Annotated in this window: 11 protein-coding genes and 1 tRNA gene; 9 read left to right on the plus strand and 3 right to left on the minus strand. The window is 38.1% G+C overall.

Annotated elements, in window-relative coordinates:
* Positions 1–509 precede the first annotated feature (509 nt).
* From CGC52_RS06585 to CGC52_RS06595, 3 genes are all read left to right on the plus strand, one after another.
* Positions 510–10,937 (plus strand): Ig-like domain-containing protein, encoded by a 10,428-nt coding sequence (locus CGC52_RS06585; RefSeq protein WP_157909113.1) that lies wholly within the window; start codon positions 510–512, stop codon positions 10,935–10,937.
* A gap of 358 nt (positions 10,938–11,295) precedes the next feature.
* The gene (locus CGC52_RS06590; protein WP_095893819.1) at positions 11,296–14,061 is read left to right on the plus strand and encodes an outer membrane beta-barrel protein; all 2,766 of its coding nucleotides are present in this window, start codon (positions 11,296–11,298) and stop codon (positions 14,059–14,061) included.
* A 2-nt stretch (positions 14,062–14,063) separates the two neighbouring features.
* Positions 14,064–15,278, plus strand: a complete 1,215-nt coding sequence (locus CGC52_RS06595; RefSeq protein ID WP_095893820.1) for a 3-phosphoshikimate 1-carboxyvinyltransferase — start codon at positions 14,064–14,066, stop codon at positions 15,276–15,278.
* Positions 15,279–15,366: 88 nt separating this feature from the next.
* Here CGC52_RS06595 and CGC52_RS06600 read toward each other — a convergent pair whose 3' ends face one another.
* Together CGC52_RS06600 and CGC52_RS06605 are read right to left on the minus strand one after the other, a co-directional pair.
* Positions 15,367–15,966 (minus strand): 50S ribosomal protein L25/general stress protein Ctc, encoded by a 600-nt coding sequence (locus CGC52_RS06600; RefSeq protein WP_042008273.1) that lies wholly within the window; start codon positions 15,964–15,966, stop codon positions 15,367–15,369.
* 27 nt (positions 15,967–15,993) lie between these two features.
* On the minus strand, positions 15,994–16,935 hold the full coding sequence (locus CGC52_RS06605) for a ribose-phosphate pyrophosphokinase (RefSeq protein WP_042008274.1): 942 nt from the start codon (positions 16,933–16,935) through the stop codon (positions 15,994–15,996).
* Positions 16,936–17,089: 154 nt separating this feature from the next.
* Between CGC52_RS06605 and CGC52_RS06610 the strand changes: the two genes are divergently transcribed.
* The 3 genes from CGC52_RS06610 to CGC52_RS06620 all read left to right on the plus strand — a co-directional run bounded on the left by CGC52_RS06610 (position 17,090) and on the right by CGC52_RS06620 (position 19,314).
* A tRNA-Leu gene (locus CGC52_RS06610) sits at positions 17,090–17,169 on the plus strand.
* A gap of 164 nt (positions 17,170–17,333) precedes the next feature.
* On the plus strand, positions 17,334–17,846 hold the full coding sequence (locus tag CGC52_RS06615) for a gamma carbonic anhydrase family protein (RefSeq protein ID WP_042344083.1): 513 nt from the start codon (positions 17,334–17,336) through the stop codon (positions 17,844–17,846).
* A gap of 148 nt (positions 17,847–17,994) precedes the next feature.
* Positions 17,995–19,314 carry a sugar MFS transporter gene (locus CGC52_RS06620; protein WP_095893821.1) on the plus strand — a complete coding sequence of 440 codons (1,320 nt, stop codon included), beginning with the start codon at positions 17,995–17,997 and terminating at the stop codon, positions 19,312–19,314.
* A gap of 234 nt (positions 19,315–19,548) precedes the next feature.
* On the opposite strand, the gene CGC52_RS06625 is transcribed toward CGC52_RS06620, so the two are convergent.
* A complete protein-coding gene (locus tag CGC52_RS06625) occupies positions 19,549–20,523 on the minus strand; it encodes a deoxyhypusine synthase family protein (protein WP_095893822.1) in 975 nt (324 codons plus the stop codon).
* A gap of 349 nt (positions 20,524–20,872) precedes the next feature.
* Between CGC52_RS06625 and rseP the strand changes: the two genes are divergently transcribed.
* The 3 genes from rseP to dnaK all read left to right on the plus strand — a co-directional run bounded on the left by rseP (position 20,873) and on the right by dnaK (position 25,142).
* Positions 20,873–22,198, plus strand: coding sequence for an RIP metalloprotease RseP (rseP, locus tag CGC52_RS06630; RefSeq protein ID WP_095893823.1), 1,326 nt, complete (start codon positions 20,873–20,875; stop codon positions 22,196–22,198).
* A 367-nt stretch (positions 22,199–22,565) separates the two neighbouring features.
* Entirely contained in the window at positions 22,566–22,964 is a 399-nt protein-coding gene (locus CGC52_RS06635) for a hypothetical protein (protein ID WP_042005802.1), read from the plus strand.
* Between the two features lie 282 nt (positions 22,965–23,246).
* Positions 23,247–25,142 (plus strand): molecular chaperone DnaK, encoded by a 1,896-nt coding sequence (dnaK, locus tag CGC52_RS06640; protein WP_095893824.1) that lies wholly within the window; start codon positions 23,247–23,249, stop codon positions 25,140–25,142.
* Positions 25,143–25,189 lie beyond the last annotated feature (47 nt).

Genomic DNA, 25,189 nt, shown 5'->3' on the forward strand with positions numbered 1-25,189 from the left:
AGAAAAGTACAACGACATAAATAATTATAATTTCTACTTTTTAATTTTTAGGAGTACGCTTTAAGGTTAAGTTTTTTTCAATAGAGGTTCATTTTCTATGAGGTTAGACGTACGAAATCATATTTCTAGAGCTATTGTAATACATAGGGACTTTGTGGATATATAGTTTATTTTTAATGAATTACGAAAAAAAAGTTATTTTTACCAACCATACATAAATATAGGATATGTTTTATGTTTCAATATGGCTTAAACTCTAATTTACTGAAACTTTATACTTTCACTTACTTTTAAGTTTAAAATGGTTGAAATAAACGAATTAAATCCTGAAAAATTTCATGCGTTCAATTTAATTTTTGTTGAATTGGTATAAGAATTTCGTAAGTAGTAAAATTGTACTTGGGGTTGAATCTAAGTTGCGTGAAAAAATGTAACAAAATCCTTTATTTTTCTCAATTTCTTTGTACCTTTGTTCCCAAATATCAATAGAGCAAATAAAGAATTCAATTATGAAGAATTATGGTGTTGTAGTGCGACATAGGGTTCGCATATTTATGGCTGTAGTAATGTTTTTTACTACAATGTTAGGTTTTTCGCAAGATTCTACTCCTGTGTTGGACGCTCAATCCAATCCACCACAGCTTGGTGCATGTGGTGATGCGGCCACTTTTACAGTGACTTTGAATTTGGGAACTACAGCTTATCCTAATGCACAGTTGGAAATTACTATTCCTAATGATTTTGAGTATGTTAATGGAGAGCAGACCAATGTAGGTGCCGTAAACTTTGTTTCCCAAACGGGTAATAAAGTAACCCTCAACTTGAACATACCTGCCCATACAGCAACTCAGCCACAGATGCACGTAACATTTAAGGCTAAAGCCCTTTGTGGTAGTATTGCAACAACAGCAGTGGGAGCAACAAAACCTCGAATGCGTTACAAGCTCACTGGCGCAGGAGCTGAGCAACTCAAAGAAGGTAAGGATATTAACGTATTGTATGCAGCACTAAAAACAAGTGTTACACCTCCCACTTCAACGATGGCATCAGGAGAACAGGTTGTACGTAATATTACTATTACTAATGGAGGTAATGGAGCTATAAAAAGTTTCAAGCTAACTACCACAATGGGAGCTGGTTTGCAAATAGTAAATTCCGACACTTCACTAGCTACAGGTTGGACTGTGAATCATAACGGGGCTGGAGAATACGAATTTTCGGGTTCTACGCTGGATCCTGGACAATCGGTCACAATCAAACAAACTGTAAGTTTACAAGGATGTTCTGATTTTACGAGTTCATATACGGCAAGTTACGGATGTGGAGGTGCCCTCTCGTGTGACTATCCAAAGAAAGAAGAAGCAACTGCTAATCCTACTGCTAATTTTGACCCTACGAAAAAACCTAATTTGGAGGTTACAAACGTAAAGGCTGACGGAACTTTTGACGCAATTGTAACTCCTGGTGAGTTGTGTTTGAACACGGATATTACCCATCATATAAGAATACATAATAAAGGAGGAGCGTTGGCTAAAAATCCTATTATTACTTTAGAAACTTCTCGTGGTGAACGCTTTGGTTCTACTCATTTATTGGACGGACAATATGAAATGTCTTTTGATCCTAATTTTATCACAGTTCAGATACCAACAGTAAAGCATTCTACTCCCATAAATTCGACTTATGGAGCACGTTTTGGTACAGCAGGAAAAACGGAATTAGTTGAACTTAATTTGAGTGACATTCCTGCGGGGCAGTCTTTGTATCTACGTTTTAAATCGCGTAATAACGCTCCAGTAGGGGATTGTACTAATCGCCCTGATACCGAAATTGCTTTTGGTTATATTGTAGATAAAGTAAAGTACAGCGATTCAAGTGTTTGTAATCCTGATCCAGATAGATATACTTCTAATCACGTTATTAGTGAGGGGATGCAAATTGAGGCAAGTGGATCAAACGTAATGGGAGCTCTCACGGTATCCAACGGAGAGATATATGACGGAATTTTTACGTTGCACAGGCTTTTAGCTTCACCAGCAGGATTGAAAGCAGGAGATTATTTTGATGTAGTTTTAGAACTTTCGCCGTCATTAACAGTTGAAGATGAAAATACACTAAAAATTAAAAATTCGGAGGGGAATCCATATACCGTTACACCTATTCAAGATGGCAATAAATGGCGTTTTCGTTTCAAATTTAATGAAATTTTTATTGGTACAGCTAAGTGGACTTCTACTTTCCAAGCATTCTCAGCACTACTTGAATTTAAAGCTAGGTATCAATGTGGTTCGGGTACGAGCGGAGCACCTGCGTGGTATAAAGTTAATATGGAGTTGAAGCGAGAAATCTCTTGTAGTACTTCCGATATAATGTCAACACGTTGTACTCAAGTAGATCTACAGCCTCTGGGATGCACCTCTGGTTGTACTGATGGTTTAGTTCGTCAAACTCCTAAAATACAAAGACTTACTTATGGAAATAAACCAACTAATCCTGACAATGCAGGGAAGCCTTTGTATCCTTTAACACCGATAGATGATTTTTCTAATATAGCTACTTCATCATATCACGCAGGAGATCGTATTCGTTTTGAACAAAGTGGTGTAGTGCAAAAAACTATTGCTACCGAAGTTTGGACGGAAGGGCAATTTTCGGTGGAAATTCCTGATATTTATGCTTTGGGAACTGCTCCGAAAAGCATTATTCATAATGAAACCTTGAAATTGGTACTTGAAAGAGGTGGTAATACCTACACCGCCACGGGGCTGAGCTATACGGGAGGGGATAATGCCGCTACGGCTACCATAACTGTCCATTTTGATATGAATACCTTACATACAAAGGGATTTCCTAATACAATTACCGATTTTCAGAACTCTGATAAACTGACCATTTCCTTTGAGATGACCCCTAATAATTATGGTGTTACCAATTCAGGAGGTAAAGTAATTGTGAAAGGGCAGAAGATATTTAGACCAAATTTTAAATTGACATATGGTGGAAATGATAGAGTTTGCGGACCTTCTGGGCTTGCTAACAGTTATTATGCTCTAACAAGATTTGCTATCTATATTGGCGGAAATTCGGTGGAGTCCTATCGTCGTATTACAGAATGCCAAACTACGGGTAATGTATATTTTTATTATGATGCACTTGTCAATGAACAACGTATATCGAATACCTTGTTTCCTAACGAACATCGAACGTTTTTAACACCTAAAAAAGCGGTTTTCAATGTGCCAAAAGGACTTCTTTTAACAGAAATTTACTTTACTTTAGAAGGGCAAGGCACATCAAGTTTTGGAGGAGTTAATGGTCGATATGTACTTCCTACTCCCATAACAAATAATCCTAACTTTGAATTTGATCTGAAAGAATATTTAAGTAATAAGTTAGGTACACCTACTTTAAATTTGGATGAAGGATATCGTTTTTTCATCAATCCTGTGCTAAAACCAACTTGCCACGCAGGAGATTCCGAAGAATTAAAAATGAGTTTATTCTTGGAGGGTACTGGGCAGTCCGTTCATAGTCCACGATTGGTTTATAACAACAATGATAACATACCTGTTCCTACACAAACAATTACTTATTTGATTGATAACAATAAAATTACCTCTTTTGTGGCACAACCTATCCATACGGGTAATACTGATGAGGTAAGTTGGGTAGTACAAGTGGCTAACTCATCTATTTTCCATAAATTTACTAATTTATGGATAGGTGCTACGGATATGAATATCACTTCGGTACAAGAAGTTACAGATGCTACAGGAAATTCTCTTATAGGAGCTCCTTTAACAAAAGAGACTTCGGGTATTTTTAAATTAGGAGAATTAGCTACTACTAAGACGCGTTTCTTCTTGGTAAAATCCAATATATCTGATTGTGGACAAGGAGATAGGACTATTTTGTTTGGACAAGGTTGTGAGGGCTATCCGAATGCTATTGATGCAGACTCGCCCTGTGTGAAGAAGTTACCTGTAAAATACGCAAAAACGGAAGCCGCATTTCAAGTGAAAATTATAAGCCAACCACCGGCAGATTATCGCCCGAATTTGTGTGATCAAATTGAATACGATATTGAGATTAACAATTCCGGAGCAGGTTTGGCAAAGGATATTCATTTAGATATCCCCTTAGGAACTGATCAAGGATTATTCTTTGTTTCTGGAAGTGCCTATATTTCTCAAAAGTATACAACAGGAACACAAAGTACTACTGGAAGTTGGGCAAATGCTAACGTAACAAGTGCTAATGATATTATTTCTATTGGACTGGCAACCAATACATTGTCTATTGGAGAGAAAATCCGAGTACGTTTCAAGGTACAAACCACGAGTGATTGTAGATTTACAAGTCATCAAAAATTACAATTTATTCCGAAAGGAAGAAATTTCTGTGGTAGCGATATAATTGATATTAATAGTGCTACCAGTGATAACATCATTATCCAAGGAGATAATTCTAACAGACCTATCGTAGTTATAGAAAAAGCAACAGCAACCGTGACTTTCGCTGAAATAGGGGCTACGGGATCTCCAATGGCTAAATATGAGGTGAAATTTGTTAATAAGGGAAGTGATATTAACTCTGATGCTATAAATGCCAATGCTAAGTTTGCTGTTAAATTACCGACAGGCTGGACGTTTGTTGATCAACAAGAAATAGAAACTAAATCGGGTGGCAAATTACAGTATGAGAGCTTGGAGGATGGTTTCTATGTATATAAATTACTGACCTCAATGCCTAAAGGTCAGGCTCTGGAAATAAACGATATTTCGATGAAGTTTACAGGTGCCATGAATTGCGATAATACAGGGGAGGTACAAACACAATTGTATTACGTGGTGGATGCAGGAACTTTCGGTTCTAATTGTAGCGTTGCACCAACGTGTAATTTGAAAACAGTTATTGTAGACCGTAAACAGCTATTAGTAAATAAAGTACCAAAGGCTAAATTGAAAACGGATGCAAATACTGATTTGTGTGGCACTAAAACTATAGCCGATTTAAATACTTTGGTTACAGGAAATGCAAACTTAGTTTGGTATGCTACGCAAACAGGAGGAGTTCCTTTGGCAACTAACGTTCAAATTCCTACCGGAACAACAAGCTATTATTTAGCACTTAAAGATGCCCTTACGGATTGCGAAAGTGCAGAGCGATTAGTTGTCACGGTTACTGTGAAAGAAATCTCTGAAAGAGGTCATATTAGTATTAGTAGAAGACAATTCTGTGATATTTCTTCGCTGACAGTTCAAAAATTAAAAGAAACTATAAACCTTGATGAAGAAGGTCTTATTAAAGTTTATGATAATGGAGGAAGTACGGCTAAGTTAGACACTGATATTTTAACCCCAGGTGTATTATATCAGTACACTCGTACTCAAGCTGGGAAATGCGAGAGTGATCGTAGAGATATTACGCTTATTATAGGAAAAACACCGACACCTGTATTATCAGAAGTTCTTTGTGGACAGATGACCGTTGATCAGTTAAAAGCCAAATTCCCAACACCTTCAACTATCAAAGTATATAATGGAGCTTCTGAGGTTACATCGGGTAATTTAGGCGTAGGAAACTATCAGATTACCAATACCGAAAACGGTAAATGCGAAAGCGATAAGTTAAATATAATCATTTATGAATCACCTGTACTAAATATAACTAAAACGGATGCTTCTTGTGGTGTAGCACCATCTGTAAAAATTAATGGATATAATACAGCATTTACATATACCATAACACCGAATTTGACCATAGCAACGGATGGTACAATTACAGGATATACATACGGAACCTCGTATGAAGTAAAAGTAACCAATGGAGGTTGTAGTGCTATACAAAATTTCGTAGTAAGTAACACTTGTACTATTGATGCTGTTGATGATTTGCTTATAGAGGTTGATGCACTTAGTCCTTTGCGTACGTCTACAACGACGATATTGTCGAATGATACTTTAGGAACTGCATCGGCAACGTCTACCAATGTAACTATTACACAAATAGCCACTACCGACCCGCGTGTAACAATTGACACGGCAACGGGTAAAGTACAAGTGAACAGTGATTCTGTTCCTACAGGAATATATACGATTACTTATCGTATCTGTGAAAAAGTAAACGGTACGCCTTGTGATACAGCAACGGTAACGGTGAAAGTAATAAACATCAAGACAGGAGATGATGAATTTACGTATGAAAACGGATCTCTTTCAGGAAGTGGAAATATATTGGATAATGATAAGTATAACGGAACGATTCCGAGCATACCGGCGGAAGTAACTTTAACTACTTTGCCACCAGCGGGAATAACAGTAAGTCCAACGGGAGATATTCTTGTAAGTAACGCTAAAAGTGGAATATATACCTTTACGTATCAGCTTTGTTCGAAAGTATTTACGGACGTTTGTGATTCGGCGACTGTAACTATAACAGTAAAAAATAGGATAGAAGCCAATGATGACGACAATGGAGATTCTGTAAACGGTTATAATTTAGTACCTAACAGTACGATAGATATTTTTGCTAATGATAGGTTAGACGGAAAAGGAGTGAGTTCACAAACTGTCACCATAACCACACATACGTCATTGCCTGTTGGAGTAACTATTGATGTTAACGGAAAAGTAACCATTGGTAGTGATACCCCTACGGGATTACATTCGTTTACTTACACTCTTTGTGAAAAAGGCGTCACACCAGCGAACTGTGATACAGCAAAAGTTATTTTCACTGTTAAAAATATCGACGCTGTTGATGATGATTTTGGAGTTCAAACTGTAGGAACGACCACCAAGACAGTGTTTGAAAACGACAAGTTGAATGGAGTATCACCAACGAGTGCGACGGTAAGTGTAACCCCAAATAATTTACCAATTGGAGTAACACTTAATTCGGATGGTACGTTAACGATAGGAAATACAGCTTCATCGGGTACACATACGTTTACTTATACTATTTGTGATAAGGCAAATACAGGTATTTGCGATACAGCTACGGCGACTGTTACGATTAAGAAAGTAGTAGCTACGGATGATTCTTACTCAATCACGGATACCACGGTAACTCAAACTGTGGGTAACGTATTGGATAATGACAAGGTAGGGACGCAAACGGCTACGACTACTTTGGTAACTATCGGCAATATCCAAAATCCTACGGGTTCGAATGTACCTGCTTTGGATACAAATGGAAATATCACGATCCCTCAAGGAACTTTACCGAATATTTATACGATAACGTATGAGATATGCTTGTCAGGAGGTTCTACGGATTGTGATACTGCGGAAGTACAAGTTGTAGTTGGAACACCTACGTTAACAGTTGCTAACGATACCTATACGGCTACGACAATTGCTACTCCTAGGGTAGTGGGTAATGTGTTGAGCAATGACGCGATTAATGGTCATACCCCTGTATTGCCTTCGTTTGTGAATATAGGAGTTAAACAACCGGCGACCCCTATTGGAGCGGGAGTGACGCCTACTTTATCAACCATTACGGGAGATGTAGAAGTACCTGCCAATACCCCTGCAGGAGTTTATACGATAGTGTATGAATTGTGTCCTAAGGGTATTGTTACGGGTTCAGCATCTTGCAAAACAGCGACGGTGACAGTGACAGTATCCGCACCTGAGATAGTGGCATTGCCAAATGCCTATACGGTAACGACAACGACCACGACCCAAACGGTAGGTAATGTATTGGATAATGATAGTTTAGGCGGAGTATCAGTAAGCACTTCAACGGTGACCTTAACTCCGGGTGCGTTTACACATCCTAATATCACAATGGGTACGGACGGAAACATTACGATTTCACCGAACACGCCATCAGGTACGTACACAGGTACTTATACGATTTGTGATAGAGTGAATACGAGCAACTGTACAAGCACTACGGTGACAGTGACAATTACAGCGGTAGCAACACCTACTGTATTAGTTGCTAATGACGACCCAGTAACGGTAACGACCACGCAAAGCGGTACTGTAATAAACGTACTGGATAACGACCGCATTGGAACGAACACCCCAACGACGTCGGATGTAACGATAACGGTAACAAGCACGCCAACAGGAACAAACGTACCGATATTAGACCCATTGACAGGAAATGTAACCGTACCATCAGGAACGCCAACGGCAACATATGAAATTGGTTATAAGATCTGTACAAAAGTAGGTATAGTAACTTGTAGTACAGCCACAGTAACGATTACAGTTACAGAGGTAGTAACACCAACAAATACGACTGTAGCGAAGGATGACTTTAGAACTACTTATGTAAATACTCAAGTTTCAGGAAGTGTAGCAGCGAACGATTTAGATCCTGAGGGAGATACCCAAGTGTGGACGACTCAGACAAATACCACAGGAGGACATACCTTTGTGTTGAATGCAGACGGAACATATACGTTTACTCCTTCGACAGACTTTGTAGGAACGGTATCTTATACGTATGAAGTATGTGATAACGGAACACCGCAGGCATGTGCAACGGCGACGGTTTACATCTCAGTGAAGCAAGTAGCTACGCCTACCGCGACGTCAGATACGTTTACAGCAACGACCTCGACGAATACGCAGACAGTAGGTAACGTACTGAACAACGACCGAATCGGTACGAACACACCGACGACATCTGATGTAACGATAATGGTAACGAAAACTCCAACAGGAACAATCGTACCGATATTAGACCCATCGACAGGAAACGTAACCGTACCATCAGGAACGCCAACGGGAACATATACAATTGGTTATGAGATTTGTACAAAAGTAGGTACAGTAACTTGTAGTACAGCCACAGTAACGATTACAGTTACAGAGGTAGTAACACCAACAGTGTTAATCGCTACTGACGACCCAGTAACTGTAACGACCACTCAAAGTGGAACTGTAGTTAACGTGTTGGATAATGATAAAATTGGCACGAACACACCAACGACATCTGATGTAACAATAACGGTAACGAAAACTCCAACAGGAACAATCGTACCGATATTAGACCCATCGACAGGAAACGTAACCGTACCATCAGGAACGCCAACGGGAACATATACAATTGGTTATAAGATCTGTACAAAAGTAGGTACAGTAACTTGTAGTACAGCCACAGTAACGATTACAGTTACAGAGGTAGTAACACCAACAAATACGACCGTAGCGAAAGATGATATTAATAATACTTATGTAAATACTCAAGTTTCAGGAAGTGTAGGAACGAACGATTTAGATCCTGAGGGAGATACGCAAGTATGGACAATACAAACAAATACAGTAGGAGGACATAGCTTTGTGTTGAACGCAGACGGAACATATACGTTTACTCCTTCGACAGACTTTGTAGGAACGGTATCTTATACGTATGAAGTATGTGATAACGGAACACCGCAGGCATGTGCAACAGCTACGATAAGTATCCAAGTATTACCGAAAGGAATCAATAGTTTGGTTGCGAATGATGACACAGCTGTTACTAAAGTAAATACAGGTGTTTTGATAAGCGTGTTGTCGAATGACTTTGATCCAGAAGGAGATACTTTCAGTGTAACGAAACATACGAATCCATCTCATGGAACAGTTGTTTTGAATGCTGACGGAACATTCACATATACACCAACAACAGACTTTGTAGGAGAAGATGAGTTCACTTACATCATTTGTGATGGTAATGTAACGTCTACTTGTAGAACAGCGAGAGTACATGTGTCTGTGGTATCTACAACAACTAATATTACAGTTGCTAATGACGATGCTTACAATACAGATGTTAATGTAGCAGTAGTAGGAAATGTGTTGAATAATGACACCGACCCAGAGGGCGATACAGTAACTACTACAGTGGTAACAACTCCTTCTAATGGAACGTTGAGTTTGAGTACAGATGGAACGTTTACGTATACACCGACTACGAACTTTGTAGGGACAGACTCCTTTACGTATAGAGTTTGTGATAGTGGAACTCCACAGGCATGTGATGAAGCTACGGTTTACATTACGGTTAAAGGAGTTGTAGCTACGCCTACAGCGAATACAGATACGTTTACAGCCACGACTTCGACCAATACGCAAACAGTAGGAAACGTATTGGATAACGATAGGCTTGGCACGAACACACCAACAACATCTGATGTAACGATAACTGTAACGTCAACCCCAACGGGAACAATCGTACCGAACTTAGACCCTGTAACAGGAAATGTTACGGTACCATCAGGTACGCCAACGGGAACGTATGTTATAGGTTATGAAATCTGTACGAAATCAGTAACGATTACTTGTGATACTGCTACAGTAACGATAGTAGTTACAGAGGTAACAACTCCAACGACACCTGTAGTAGCGAAAGATGATGTTGAACAGACGGTAGTTGATACACCTGTTACGGTTAAAGTAGTATCTAATGATGAGCATGTGCCTACGCAAGGAACTTTGACTATTGTTACGCAACCTAAAAACGGAACGGTTGTTATCAATGACAATGGAACGACTAATGCTCCGTCGGATGATGAGGTTGTTTACACACCTAACCGAGGTTATGCAGGAGTAGACAGTTTCGAGTATGAGCTTTGCGATACGATGGGTAACTGTTCTATAGCTAAGGTAACGATAACGGTGTTGGATGAAGTTATACCTTATAATGCTATTTCTGTGAATGGAGATGGATTGAATGATTACTTCCATATTCAAGGTATAGAGAGATATCCTAATAATACGGTTCGTATTTACAATCGTTGGGGAGTTAAGGTATTTGAGACGAAGGGCTATGATAATGTTAATAGAGTATTCCGAGCGATTTCAAACGGACGAGTAACGATTGAAGCTCCTGAGAAATTGCCACAAGGTACGTATTACTATATCATTGAATACACCGATAACAACAACAAGAAACATACGAAAGGAAGTTGGTTGTATATTAAGAAGTAACCACTGACAGAATAAGTGAAAGAGAGATTATCCTAAATGGGTAATCTCTTTTTTTATTTGCTAAAGTTTGGAAGCTAATAATCAAATAAAAAGTTTGACATTAAGTTTAATGAAATATTTTTGACTGTAAAAACAAAATATGCTTCAATGATTGTTTTCCAGAGCTTTTTTGAATTACAAAAAGTGGGGTTCTATGGAAAGTAAGAGTTCTTTGGAATTTGTATACAGTTTAAAAAAATACTATTTGTTGTGAATGTAACAAAAAAAATGAATTGCAATACAATGAAATCATTTAAATTCATTTATTTTGCAAAATCTATATTTTAAACAATCAAATTACCAATAAAAACATTTTACTATGAAGAAATTGATCGGAATATGTTTTTTTTTACTGAGCATAGGAATGTCAGCTCAGCAATTTACCATTGTGGGAGAAATCTATGACAAAGAAACCCAAAAGCCTGTGGAAGCCGCAACGGTTTTTGTGAGGACGGTAAAAGACTCTATCTTAGTGAATTATACTATTTCAGATGCCAAAGGTAAATTTACATTAAAAGGAAAGTCAAGTGATGATTTTTTGAATTTGATAATTTCCCATGTCGGAAATGCGACGTTTAAAAAGCGTATCGAAACTCCGAAGCCACGCCTTGATTTAGGAAAAATAGAGTTAGAAGCAAAAGCTTTTGAATTAGAAAGTGTCACAGTAACTTCGGAGGCAATTCCTATTACCGTAAAAAAAGATACATTAGAATTTAACGCTGACGCATTTAAATTGCGACCCGACGCTACCGTGGAGGAATTACTTAAAAATTTACCAGGAGTAGAGGTTGATGCCAGTGGAAATATAACTGTAAATGGGGTAGCGGTGAACGAGCTTTTGGTAAATGGGAAGCCTTTTTTTAATGATGTAAAAACAGCTACACGAAATCTTACAAAGGACATTGTGAAGAAAATTCAGGTAAGTGACACCAAAACTAAAGAGCAGAAATTTACTCGTCAGGAAAGTACTTCCGATAATAAATCAATTAATATTGTACTTAAAGAAGATAAAAATAAAGGTGTTTTTGGACGTGTAACGGCAGGTTATGGAACCAAAGATCGTTATGAATTCAGTGGCATTGGGAATTATTTTAAAGATAAAACTCGGGTGTCGGTTTTAGCAAGTTCCAACAATATCAATTCCGCAGGTTTTGAGTTTGATGAAATTTACGGAATGATGTCACGTGGATTTCGAGGAACACGAACCATTTCGATGTCGGGATCAAGTTTTTCGATTAATGGAGTTTCTTTTGGAGGAAGTAGCGAAGGTCTTAATGTTTCGCACTCCGCGGGTATGAATTATGCAGATACTTATGCAAAAAATATGGAAGTAGATGCAAATTACCTTTTTACACATTCAGATAATGAAAATCACACCAAGAGTCTGCGAGAAACAACTCTGCCCAATCGTCATTATTTTTCAGATAGAGAACATTGGGGTAATTCGTGGAATGATAATCATTCGGTACGAGCTTCCTTGGAATACAAATTAGATTCACTCACACAGATTGAGGTAAGCCCTAATTTAGGGATTAACAATGCACATAGCGGTAGCCGAAGTGTGGAGCAATCGTTGAACAGCAATCGTACCCTTGTCAATAGCAGTGAGTCCACCAACCAAGCTCAGACAAACAATGTGAATTTTAATAACTATGTTTCACTGCGTCGTCGTTTCAAAGGACGTGGTTTTTGGGGAATTGGCTTTGAAAACTCAAACAGTCGCTCGGAACGATTCCAACAAATTGATAATCGCACAGAGGTATTTGGGGCTAATCCTTCGGTGCAAGTTCGTGATCAACAACAAGAAGCTAACAACACAAGTGACCAGTATAGACTTCGAACGAGCTTTCGTTATCCCATAGCCAAGACTTTTTTTGTAAGAGGGGAATATGTTTTTTCGAAAACCAATATTAAAAACGATGTAGACACTTATGATGCAAATCTGAGTGGTAACTATGTGAACTTCAATACGGCGTTGAGTTCTGACTTTATTACCCAAAACACCCAACAGCGCCCATCGGTAGGATTAGAGTGGAATAAGGATAAAGTTCGATGGAGTGGAGGAGTGAGTTTGGTTAGTAATCGTATTGAAAATCAAGATTTCTTGAGAGAATTGGACTTAGATAGGACCTTTACCAATTTCTCAGTAGAAACCAGTCTTCGCTATGAGTTTCAACGCGGAAAGAATATGTCGGTTCGCTATGATTCCAGTACCCAAGTGCCGTCCGTAAATCAGCTACAACCCATTGATAATGTGAATAATCCTTTGCACACCTTCACAGGAAATCCCGATTTACGACCAACTTTTGAACATAGTATTCGAGCAGATTTTAGTAACTTCAACTGGGAAACCCGTACAGGATATTTTCTATGGTTCAATGCTTATTTAAACGAAGATAAGATTACTTCCATCACATTAACCAATGATGATTTGACCCGGAGAACCACTTACACCAACATTGATGGCGATTATTCCCTCATGTTTGGAATTGATTATAATAAATCCAATAAGTGGGATAAAAATAAGTTGAAATACGGCTTGGGTACTTTTTCAAGTATTCGAGAAAATAATCAATTCAGTAATGGGACTCGCTATGCTTTGACCAATTATTCTTTAAGTTTAAGAAGTTCTTTGGGATACGATTATGATGAAAAAATTAATATAGAACTGACCTATAATCCTGTGTTTAATGTAGCTCGCTATGATTCGAAAGTGTTTGAAAATCAGAATTACACACAACATCGTACAGGTTTGAGAATAACCTCCTATGTACCTAAAAATGTGGTCGTCGGAAGCGATTTTTCCTACTCCTATTTGCCTTATATGGGCGAAGGTTTCCGCAAAGGGTACCTCTATTGGAATGCGAGTGTTGGATACAAATTCCTAGAAGATAAAGCAACGATTCAGTTGAAAGCCTTTGATATTTTGAATCAAACTGTCGATTCGTCTCGAATTATTACAGAGGATTACGTACAGGATTCTCAAAGGCTCATGTTGAAGCAATATTTTATGCTTACTTTTACCTATAAACTCAATAAAGTAGGAGGTAACAAAGGTAGTAAGGTAAAATTTATGTGGTTTTAGTTATGAATAAAAAGCTAAATAAAACATACCTAAAATCAGGGAAGACTGCCTTTATTTCAGGCTCAAAGTCTGAGACCAATCGATTATTGCTTCTACAAGCTCTTTTTCCGCAGTTAGAAATTGTAAATATGTCCAATTCTGATGATTCCCAAGTGATGATTGCTGCTCTTGAAAAAGGAAATGGAACCATTGACATTCACCATGCAGGGACAGCAATGCGTTTTTTGACGGCTTTTTTTGCTACTCAAGAAGGAAAAGAAGTGGTTTTGACAGGTTCATCACGGATGAAAGAACGTCCGATACACATTTTGATTCAGGCATTACAATCCTTGGGAGCAGAAATTACGTATCTTGAAAAAGAAGGATTTCCCCCGTTGAAAGTTGTAGGAAAAGAACTCATTCGCAATGAGGTTAGCATTCCAGCGGAAGTCAGTAGTCAATACATATCAGCGTTGATGCTCGTAGCTCCGTCTTTGCCTAATGGGCTGATAATCCACTTAATAGGGAAATTGACATCCGTGCCTTATATCAAAATGACTTTGAAACTACTTGAAGAAATCGGGGTTACGGCATTTTTTGAAAATGCTACAATAGTGATACATCCATTGCAATTGACTGTAAAAAAGACGATGGTTGTGGAATCTGATTGGAGTTCAGCTTCCTATTGGTATTCTTTCATCGCCTTGTCGGAAGTTGGTACGAACATACATTTACAGAGCTACAAACAGCACAGTTTACAGGGAGATAGCGTTTTATCAGAAATATATGCGTTTTTTGGAGTAGAAACCACTTTTTTGGAAAATGAAATCCGTTTGCAAAAAAAATATGCTCCCCAAGAAAGCCATTTTTCGTGTGATTTGCGAAACGCTCCCGACATTGCACAAACGATTGCAGTGACCTGTTTTGGCTTAGGGGTTTCGTGTGATTTGACGGGCTTGCATACGCTTAAAATCAAAGAAACTGACCGTTTACAGGCCTTAAAAACAGAGCTTACCAAACTTGGAGGTGTTGTTAAAGTTACCGCTGAATCTTTCCATTTGAACAGATGTAAAGAAATTCGTTCTAATATAGCAATAGATACCTACGATGACCACCGAATGGCGATGGCATTTGCCCCATTGTGTTTAAAAAGCAATATTACAATCAATAATTCAGAGGTGGTTTCCAAGTCGTACCCTGATTTTTGGAGCGATGTAGAGAGTATTATGAGTGATTAGTAAACATTGCAGAAAAACAAGTTCTTATGAAATGAAAAAAAACCTCCCTTTTTTAAGAGAGGTTTTTCGTTATATTCAATTTTGGAGATTATTTTTTCTTGCCTCCTTTTTCTGCTTTTGCAGCCTCTTGAGCAGCTTTCATTGCAGCACGTGAGATTCTCACCTGACAAACAACCGTATTGTCTGGATGCATTACTTTGTAATCGTCTTGTTGTAATTTCGTAACATAGAATTTTTGCCCCATTTCCATACCAGAAATATCAACGTTTACGAAATCTGGCAATTTAGAAGGAAGAGCTTTTACTTTCAGTTTACGGTTAACAACACGCAACACCCCACCTGCCATAACTCCTGGAGAAGTTCCAGTAATTTGGATTGGCACCTCAATAGTGATTTCTTTGTTTTCATGTAATTGATAGAAATCGATATGAAGTATTTTGTCAGTAACTGGGTCAAACTGAATATCTTGCAAAATAGCACTATACGTTTTTCCCTCTAATTCAATCGTAGCAGTGTACACGTTTGGAGTGTAAACGATGCTTTTGAATGCTAAATCTGGTGCAGCAAAATGCAAAACATTGTCTCCTCCGTATAACACGCAAGGTACCTGTCCAGCATTACGTAAGGCTTTTGTTGCTGCTTTGCCCACGCTTTCTCTTTGAGATCCTTTGATTGTAATTGATTTCATTTAAAAAATATTTAGTTATTAAATTATTTACATAATAAATTTTGAGCTAATAGAGTTGTTTTCATGTACGCGGTGCATCACTTCAGCAAACAAATCGGCACAACTCAATACTTTAATTTTGGGACTTTCCTGTTTCAAAGGAATAGAATCTGTAATGATAAGTTCCTCTAATTCAGATTTTTCTATTCTTTCATAAGCTCCACCGCTCAAAAGACCATGTGTAGCGACTGCACGAACGCTGATAGCTCCCCGTTCTTTCATTATTTCAGCTGCTTTTACCAAGGTTCCTGCAGTGTCAACCATGTCATCCACTAAAATTACGTTCTTTCCTTTCACCTCTCCAATAAGCTCCATCGTCTCTATGACATTTGCCTTCTTGCGTTGTTTGTAGCATATCACCACATCGCTGTTCAGGTACTTAGAGTAAGCGTAAGCTCTTTTTGAACCTCCCATATCGGGTGATGCCATGCACAAATTTTCAAGTCCTAAACTCTGAAGATGAGGTAAGAAAATGGTCGAAGCATACAAATGATCCACAGGACGTTCAAAAAAACCTTGGATTTGATCCGCGTGTAAATCCATTGTGATAATACGTGTAGCTCCTGCCGATTCCAAAAGGTTAGCCACTAATTTTGCTGCAATGGGCACTCTCGGTTTGTCTTTTCTGTCCTGACGAGCCCATCCGAAATAAGGCATCACCGCAGTGATGTGACGAGCCGAAGCTCTTTTGGCCGCATCCAACATTAGCAACATTTCCATCAAATTTTCAGAACTTGGGTTGGTTGAACCTATAATGAACACTCGGGTTCCACGTACAGACTCTTCAAATGAAGGTTGAAATTCTCCATCACTAAAACGAGAAATATTTACTTCTCCTAAGTGAGTTCCGTATTTTTCAGCAATTTTTTTTGCTAATTCAACACTTTGTGTACATGCAAAAATCTTAGATTCTGGTACAATATATGCCATAATAGTAAATAGATGTGTTGTACTTTTAATCGTAGTCTCTTTATCGTGGGTGCAAAGGTATGAATTTAAAAATAAACATTGATATTTTTTTTATATTTTTTTTGCACATTTAAAAATCTTGTGTATCTTTGCACCCGAAATGATGAGGAAATAAGCCTGAGTGGCGGAATTGGTAGACGCGCACGACTCAAACTCGTGTTCTTCGGAGTGAGGGTTCGATTCCCTCCTCAGGTACAGTGTAAAAACCTTAATTTGTTGATAAACAACATTTTAAGGTTTTTTTGTTTTTGTAGTTAAAAAAATATTTGAATACATCTAATGTTTTAACTCTAATTATTCTATTACAAATAAAATCAATTAGAAAAAGATGTTAAGTATACGTAAAAACAAATAAGAAAATGATACTAAAGAAAATTAAAGGAGTAGCACCCGTGTTAGGTTTGAATTGTTTTGTTGCTGAAAATGCTACGATTACAGGAGATGTGGTTTTAGGTAATCAGTGTACTGTTTGGTATAATGCTGTAATTCGAGGTGATGTGAATACCATTCGTTTCGGAGATAAAGTTAATGTACAGGACGGAGCCGTCATTCATGCAACCTATCAAAAATATGCCACAACCATTGGTAACAACGTTTCAATTGGACATAATGCCATCGTTCACGGCTGTACTATTCACGATAACGTACTTATTGGAATGGGAAGTGTCGTTATGGATGGTTGTGTTATTGAAAGCAATAGTATCATAGCAGCAGGAGCGGTAGTTACAGAGCATACTCATGTTGAATCAGGAAGTATTTATGCAGGAGTCCCTGCTCGGAAAATAAAAACGCTTTCGAATGAACAAAAAGAAGGTATTCAAAGAACCGCCGATAACTATGTTAAATACGCTTCTTGGATTGAAGATGTATAACATTGAACCTTACTTTCTTTTATGTACATCATTGTAAATCAAGTATATATTTTATTTTGTTTTAAATACAACAAAATAAAATGTTAAAAATTAACGAAGTTATAAGTAATTATGTAGCTTTGTGTTTAGTTTCTAACAGCATAACACTATGAGCACAAAACAAAACTATAAAAAAGCATTTATATTTGTTACTGCACTCTTTTTTCTTTGGGGGTTTTTGACCGTACTAATTGACTCGCTGATTCCTCGATTGCGAGATGTTTTTACCTTGAATTATTTTCAAGCTGGTTTGGTTCAATTTGCTTTTTTCACGGCCTATTTGTTATTGTCGATTCCAGCAGGTATTATTCTGTCGAAAATTGGATATAAACGAGGTATTATCTTAGGATTGTTAACCATGGCAACTGGATGTTTTTTGTTTTATCCAGCGGCATCTGAGCGCATTTTAGGTGTTTTCCTGTTAGCCGTTTTTATTTTGGCAAGTGGTATAACATTTTTACAAGTAGCCGCCAATCCATATGTTTCCATTTTGGGAGATGAATCGGGAGCTTCGAGCCGATTGAACCTGTCTCAAGCCTTTAATTCATTGGGAACAACGATAGCTCCTATTATTGGAGCTGTATTCATCCTAAGTGATCGTGTGAAAACGGAGGAAGAAATTGCTGTACTCTCTAGTGTTGAAAAAGAGGCCTATTATTTGACAGAAGCAGCTTCCGTGCAAACACCGTTTATTTGGATAGCTTCGTGTATCATAATATTAGCAACTGTTTTTGCTTTTGTAAAACTGCCAGAGGTAATTAGTTTGGATGCAAAACGTCACAGTTATGGAGAGTTATTTAAAAAGCGAGGGTTGATGCTTGGAGCAATTGGTATTTTTCTTTACGTAGGTGCAGAAGTAGCAATTGGAAGTTATTTAGTAAATTATTTTATAGATATAAATATCGTTCGTGACATCCTCGAAAATAGCACAATGCGATCGCTGGTGAGTGGCATGGGAGGACTTTTAGGTAAAGCTGACCTAATTCATGGCGATCCAAAATCCATTGTAGGGATTTTTGTGATGTTCTATTGGGGAGGAGCCATGATTGGACGTTTCATCGGGGCATATCTAACCCAAAAAATAGCTCCATCAAAGGTGTTAATAGCATTCTCGTTGATTGCTATTCTACTGATTCTTGTTTCAATAAACACCGACGGATTGCTCTCTATGTGGAGTATTTTAGCGGTTGGTTTATTCAATTCAATTATGTTTCCTACCATTTTCACTTTGGCTTCTGAAGGATTGTCCGATTTACGTCCTCAGGCTTCAGGTATTTTGTGTACAATGATTTTTGGAGGGGCTATTATTCCTCCTGTAATTGGCTTTTTCACGGATAACATAGGTTTCAGAATGGCTTTTTTAACCTTAGTAGTTTGCTACGGATACATTTTGTTCTTCGGATATTACAAACGCTACCATGTGGAGTAATTACTTAAAAATCAATTGAAACGAATAAAGTCAGAATATAATTAAGAAAACCTTTTCCACGAGAGAAAAGTCGCTAATCAAAGAGGAGTAATTTTTACTAAATTTTGATAGCTTTATAAAACTGACAATAAATATCTAAGGAAATTGACCTGATTTTTATGGAAATAAAAAGCCCTAAACTTTGTTTTACTAAAGTTTAGGGCTTTTGAAGTTTTCATACTTTACAATGATTCATTACTGTCCTAATATATAGGCAAAAATAAGTGGAGCTACGATAGTTGCGTCCGACTCTACAATGAACTTAGGAGTGTTAATATCTAATTTACCCCATGTAATCTTTTCGTTGGGAACTGCTCCTGAATATGACCCATAACTAGTTGTAGAATCTGAAATCTGACAGAAATATGCCCAGAAAGGTACATCAGTCCACTCCAAATCTTGGTACATCATCGGAACAACGCAAATAGGAAAATCCCCTGCTATCCCTCCTCCGATTTGGAAGAAGCCGACACCTTTTCCTCCTGAATTAGCTCTATACCATTCGGTTAAATACACCATGTACTCAATACCCGACTTGACTGTGGAAGCCTTCAAAATTCCTTTGATAACGTTTGAAGCAAAAATATTTCCTGTAGTAGAATCCTCCCAACCTGGGCAAACAATAGGTAAGTTACGTTCAGCAGCAGCTATAATCCAAGAGTTCTTTGGATCGATTTCGTAATATTGCTCCAATACGCCTGAGTTTACGACTTGATATAAAAACTCGTGTGGAAAATAACGTTCTCCATTCTTTTCTGCCTTGAGCCATACTTCTTCCAAGTGTTTTTGTAAACGACGGAAAGCTTCTTCTTCTGGGATACAGGTGTCAGTTACACGATTGTAATGATTCTCAAGTAAATCCCATTCATCTTGTGGAGTGAGGTCACGGTAGTTAGGTACGCGTTTATAGTGTGAGTGTGCCACTAAATTCATCACATCTTCTTCAAGGTTTGCTCCCGTACAAGAAATAATATCCACTTTCCCCTGACGAATCATTTCAGCGAGAGAAATTCCAAGCTCTGCAGTACTCATGGCTCCAGCAAGTGAAACCAACATTTTCCCGCCTTCCAAAAGGTGCGTTTCGTATCCTTTAGCAGCATCCACCAATGCAGCAGCATTGAAATGCAAAAAATTTTTCTCTATAAATTGAGAAATAGGTCCTTTATTCATTTCGAATCTTTTTTATGTTAGAAAACGCAAAGATAGAACATTTAATTCATATACAGAAATATACACAGGTTATTTTATTGAACTCCAAAAACTTAGAAAACGAGTGATGTGACAAGATTCAAGGTTCAAAGTCCAAAGTTAATTACGAATTAATAATTACGCTAATTGCTAACCCGTAATTATTAATTCGTAAATATTCATTGTTGTAATCCGTAATTGGTCATTCGTAATTATTAATTGTAAATTGCTAATCATCAACCCGTAATTGGTCATTCGTAATTTGTAATTATAAATTATAAATTATTCATTGTTAATTTGTATTTTTGCCCGAAATTTTAAAAAGTTTACTATGGAGATTTTTATGATAAGGGCTGCTCAGTTGATTCTGAGTCTTTCGATATTGGTTGTTTTACACGAGTTAGGGCATTTTATTCCTGCCAAGGCTTTCAAAATGCGTGTAGAGAAATTCTATTTGTTCTTTGATGTCAAATTTTCTCTTTTCAAAAAGAAAATTGGCGAGACCATTTATGGTGTCGGTTGGTTGCCTTTGGGAGGATATGTCAAAATCGCAGGAATGATTGACGAGAGTATGGACAAGGAGCAAATGGCTCAACCGCCTCAACCTTGGGAATTTCGTTCTAAACCTGCATGGCAACGACTGATTGTGATGGTTGGTGGGGTTACCATGAACTTGTTGTTAGCTTTTTTCATTTACGCAGCTATTCTGTTTACCTGGGGTGAAAAACAAGTTAAGGAAGACGGACTTACAGGAGGGTTTGCTGTGAGTGAAGTTATGAAAACTTACGGATTCCAAAATGGAGATATCGTCACAGAAGTTAATGGAAATCCTTTAGGAAATTTATTGGATATCAATCGATATGTATTATTGCGAGACGTTGGCAATTTGAAAGTTAAAGGGTTAAATGGTGATGAACGTATGGTTCATTTACCGGATTCTATTGGTAAACAATTGTTTCACGCAGGAGAAATGATGGCATTTCGTCCACGATTGAAGCCTATTGTCGATTCAGTTTTAGTAGGTTTCCCAGCGGAAAAAGCAGGACTTCAAGCAGGAGATAAAATTATCTCTATCAATGATATTTCTGTAACCTATTACAGCGATGTGCAAGACATTATTAAGGTTTTTCCGACAAAATCAACGATAATTGTGGGTGTGGAACGTAGCGGAAGAAAGGAATTTTTAGAAGTAACGCCTAATGACGAGGGTAAATTAGGTTTTTTTGCTACCCAGCTCGCTAATGTAGAATATACTCACAAAACATATACAGTTGCATCAGCTTTGTCGGAAGGGATTTCTTACGGCTATTGGACTCTCCGTGATTATATTTCTCAATTCAAGTTTATATTTACTAAAAAAGGAGCTACTGAAGTGGGTGGATTTGCTGCTATCGGAAAGATGTTTCCTGAAAAATGGAATTGGCACGCTTTCTGGCATACTACAGCATTGCTTTCCATCATGTTAGCTTTTATGAACATATTGCCAATTCCTGCGTTAGACGGCGGACACGTCATGTTCTTGCTCTATGAGATGGTTACAGGACGCAAACCAAGTGATAAATTCTTGGAATATGCACAAATGGTAGGTTTTTTCATCTTGATAGGCTTACTACTTTTTGCTAATGGAAATGACATCTACAAAGCTATTTTTAAATAGTTTTTTTGCATAATCAATCTTAGTTTTATTCATCAAATCCTCGTTTTTAACAAAATAACTAAAAACGAGGATTTATTTTACTGCGTTCAGATTAGAAAGTATACATCTATCTTTTAAATAATGACATCGTATTATTCCATTTTTTAGGAGCCTTCTTCTTATTGTTATTTTCATACCTACAAAAAACAAAGAGATTGTTTCTAAGTACAAAATTCCGTCAGTTTTGAGCAGGAATCTTTGGTCTTACGAGGTCAATCTGCGAAATAGCAAAATGATATGTTTTTTGTTACAGAACTTTAATGTATATTTGCGAATAAATTTGTACGTCGATCTTTCGACAATTGTTTAATTAAATAAATCTGTAATTATGAAGAAAATTTTAGTAAGTTTATCCGTTATTGCTCTATCAGGAATAGTTTCCTGTGAGAACGTAAAACAAATTAAGAAAGAAACTCAAAACTCTGTAGAAAATGTTGTTGAAACGCTACAGACAGAGACTGAAAAAGCCGTTGATCAAGTAAAAAAATCAATTTCTGAATTTGAAGTGCCTTCTTTTCAAGACAGTGATTTACAGAAAATGGCTGCAGACTATAAAGCATATTTACTTGAGTTAGAAGAAGCTACCAAAGCGGGAAGTCAAGAAAAAATCGATCAATTAAAAGCAAAGTCGGAGGAATGGGCAAAAAAAATTGAAGAACAAGGAAAGAAAGTTTCGTCCGAAGACCTCAAAAAATGGAGTGAGTGGGCTGAACAATTTGTTCAATAATTGAAATTTAACGAGAGAACTGTCCGAAGAATTCAACTTTTCGGACAGTTTTTATTCTTAATCCTTCTCCTTTCTGTGTGACTCTACAAAACTTTTTTCTTCTGTCACAGCAATAATTCGGCGTAAATTTTAAACTTCAAAATCCGGACACCTCTTCTGAGTGACATTTTGTCATATTTCTTCCTTTGGCACAATCATTGACTATTAGATGCTCGAAGCCCAAAGCGGAGCAGTTCCGCCTAAGGTGATAAATAAATGTTGAATTAAAAATAAATTAAGAATATGAGCAAAATTATTGGAATAGACTTAGGAACAACCAACTCGTGTGTTTCTGTAATGGAAGGTAATGACCCTGTGGTAATTACCAATGCCGAAGGTAAAAGAACCACTCCTTCTGTTGTAGCTTTTGTAGAAGGAGGCGAAATAAAAGTAGGTGACGCTGCCAAACGTCAGGCGGTTACCAACCCAAATAAAACGGTTTACTCAATCAAACGTTTTATGGGGAACAAATTTTCAGAGTCAGACAAAGAGGTAGGTCGCGTACCTTACAAAGTAGTAAAAGGCGATAACGATACGCCACGTGTGGATATCGATGGAAGATTGTACACTCCGCAAGAAATTTCAGCAATGATTCTTCAAAAAATGAAAAAAACAGCCGAAGATTTCTTAGGACAAACCGTAACCGAAGCCGTTATCACCGTTCCTGCATACTTTAACGATGCACAGCGTCAGGCAACCAAAGAAGCAGGAGAGATTGCAGGACTTAAAGTTCGTCGTATCATCAACGAGCCTACCGCCGCTGCTTTGGCCTACGGATTGGACAAAAAACACAACGACCAAAAAATCGTGGTATTTGACTTCGGTGGTGGTACGCACGACGTATCTATCTTGGAGTTAGGTGATGGCGTATTCGAAGTACTTGCAACTGACGGAGATACACACCTTGGAGGTGATGATGTAGATGAAAAAATCATCAATTGGTTAGCCGAAGAGTTTCAGGCAGAAGAGCAAATGGATTTGCGTAAAGACCCAATGGCGTTGCAACGTCTTAAAGAAGCTGCGGAAAAAGCCAAAATCGAGCTTTCTTCTTCTACACAAACCGAAATCAACTTGCCATACATCACGGCTACGGCAACAGGTCCAAAACACTTGGTGCGTACCCTTACTCGTGCAAAATTCGAGCAATTGATTGACGATTTGGTAAAAAGAACCATCGAGCCTTGTCGTACTGCCCTTAAAAATGCAGGACTTTCAACAAGCGATATTGACGAAGTGATTTTAGTAGGAGGTTCTACACGTATTCCTGCGGTGCAAGAAGCGGTAGAAAAATTCTTCGGAAAGAAACCTAATAAAAGCGTAAATCCCGACGAGGTAGTGGCTATCGGTGCGGCTATTCAAGGGGGCGTTTTAACGGGAGATGTGAAAGATGTACTGCTTTTGGACGTAACACCGCTTTCGCTTGGAATTGAAACGATGGGCGGTGTGATGACCAAACTTATCGATGCTAACACCACCATTCCTACCAAGAAATCACAAGTGTTTTCAACCGCTGCCGACAATCAGCCGAGTGTGGAAATCCACGTGTTGCAAGGTGAAAGACCAATGGCAAACGATAACAAAACCATCGGGCGTTTCCACTTGGACGGCATTCCACCAGCACCACGAGGCGTGCCTCAAATCGAAGTAACTTTTGATATTGACGCTAACGGAATTATCAACGTAACGGCAAAAGACAAAGGCACGAACAAGGAGCAAAACATTCGTATCGAAGCATCGTCAGGACTTTCACAAGAGGAAATCGAAAAGATGAAACGCGAAGCCGAAGCCAACGCCGAGGCGGACAAAAAAGCCAAAGAGAAAGCTGACAAAATCAACGAGGCAGACTCAATGATTTTCCAAACCGAGAAACAACTCAAAGAGTTTGGCGACAAACTTCCAGCGGATAAGAAGTCGGGCATTGAATCGGCATTGGAGGAGCTTAAAAAAGCCCATCAAAGTCAGGATTTAGGTCGGATACAACCTGCTTTGGACAGAATCAACGAAGCCTGGAAGCAAGCCTCCGAAGACCTTTACAAAGCACAACAAGCTGGGGGTGAATCGCAAGCCAACACAGGCGGAAACCAACAGCAACAAAACGGCGACAACGTGCAAGATGTAGATTTTGAAGAGGTAAAATAGTCCGTAGCACGGACAGGCAATAAATACAACCCCACCTGATAGTAATT

The organism is Capnocytophaga sp. H2931 (genome assembly GCF_002302535.1).
GTDB lineage: Bacteria > Bacteroidota > Bacteroidia > Flavobacteriales > Flavobacteriaceae > Capnocytophaga > Capnocytophaga canis.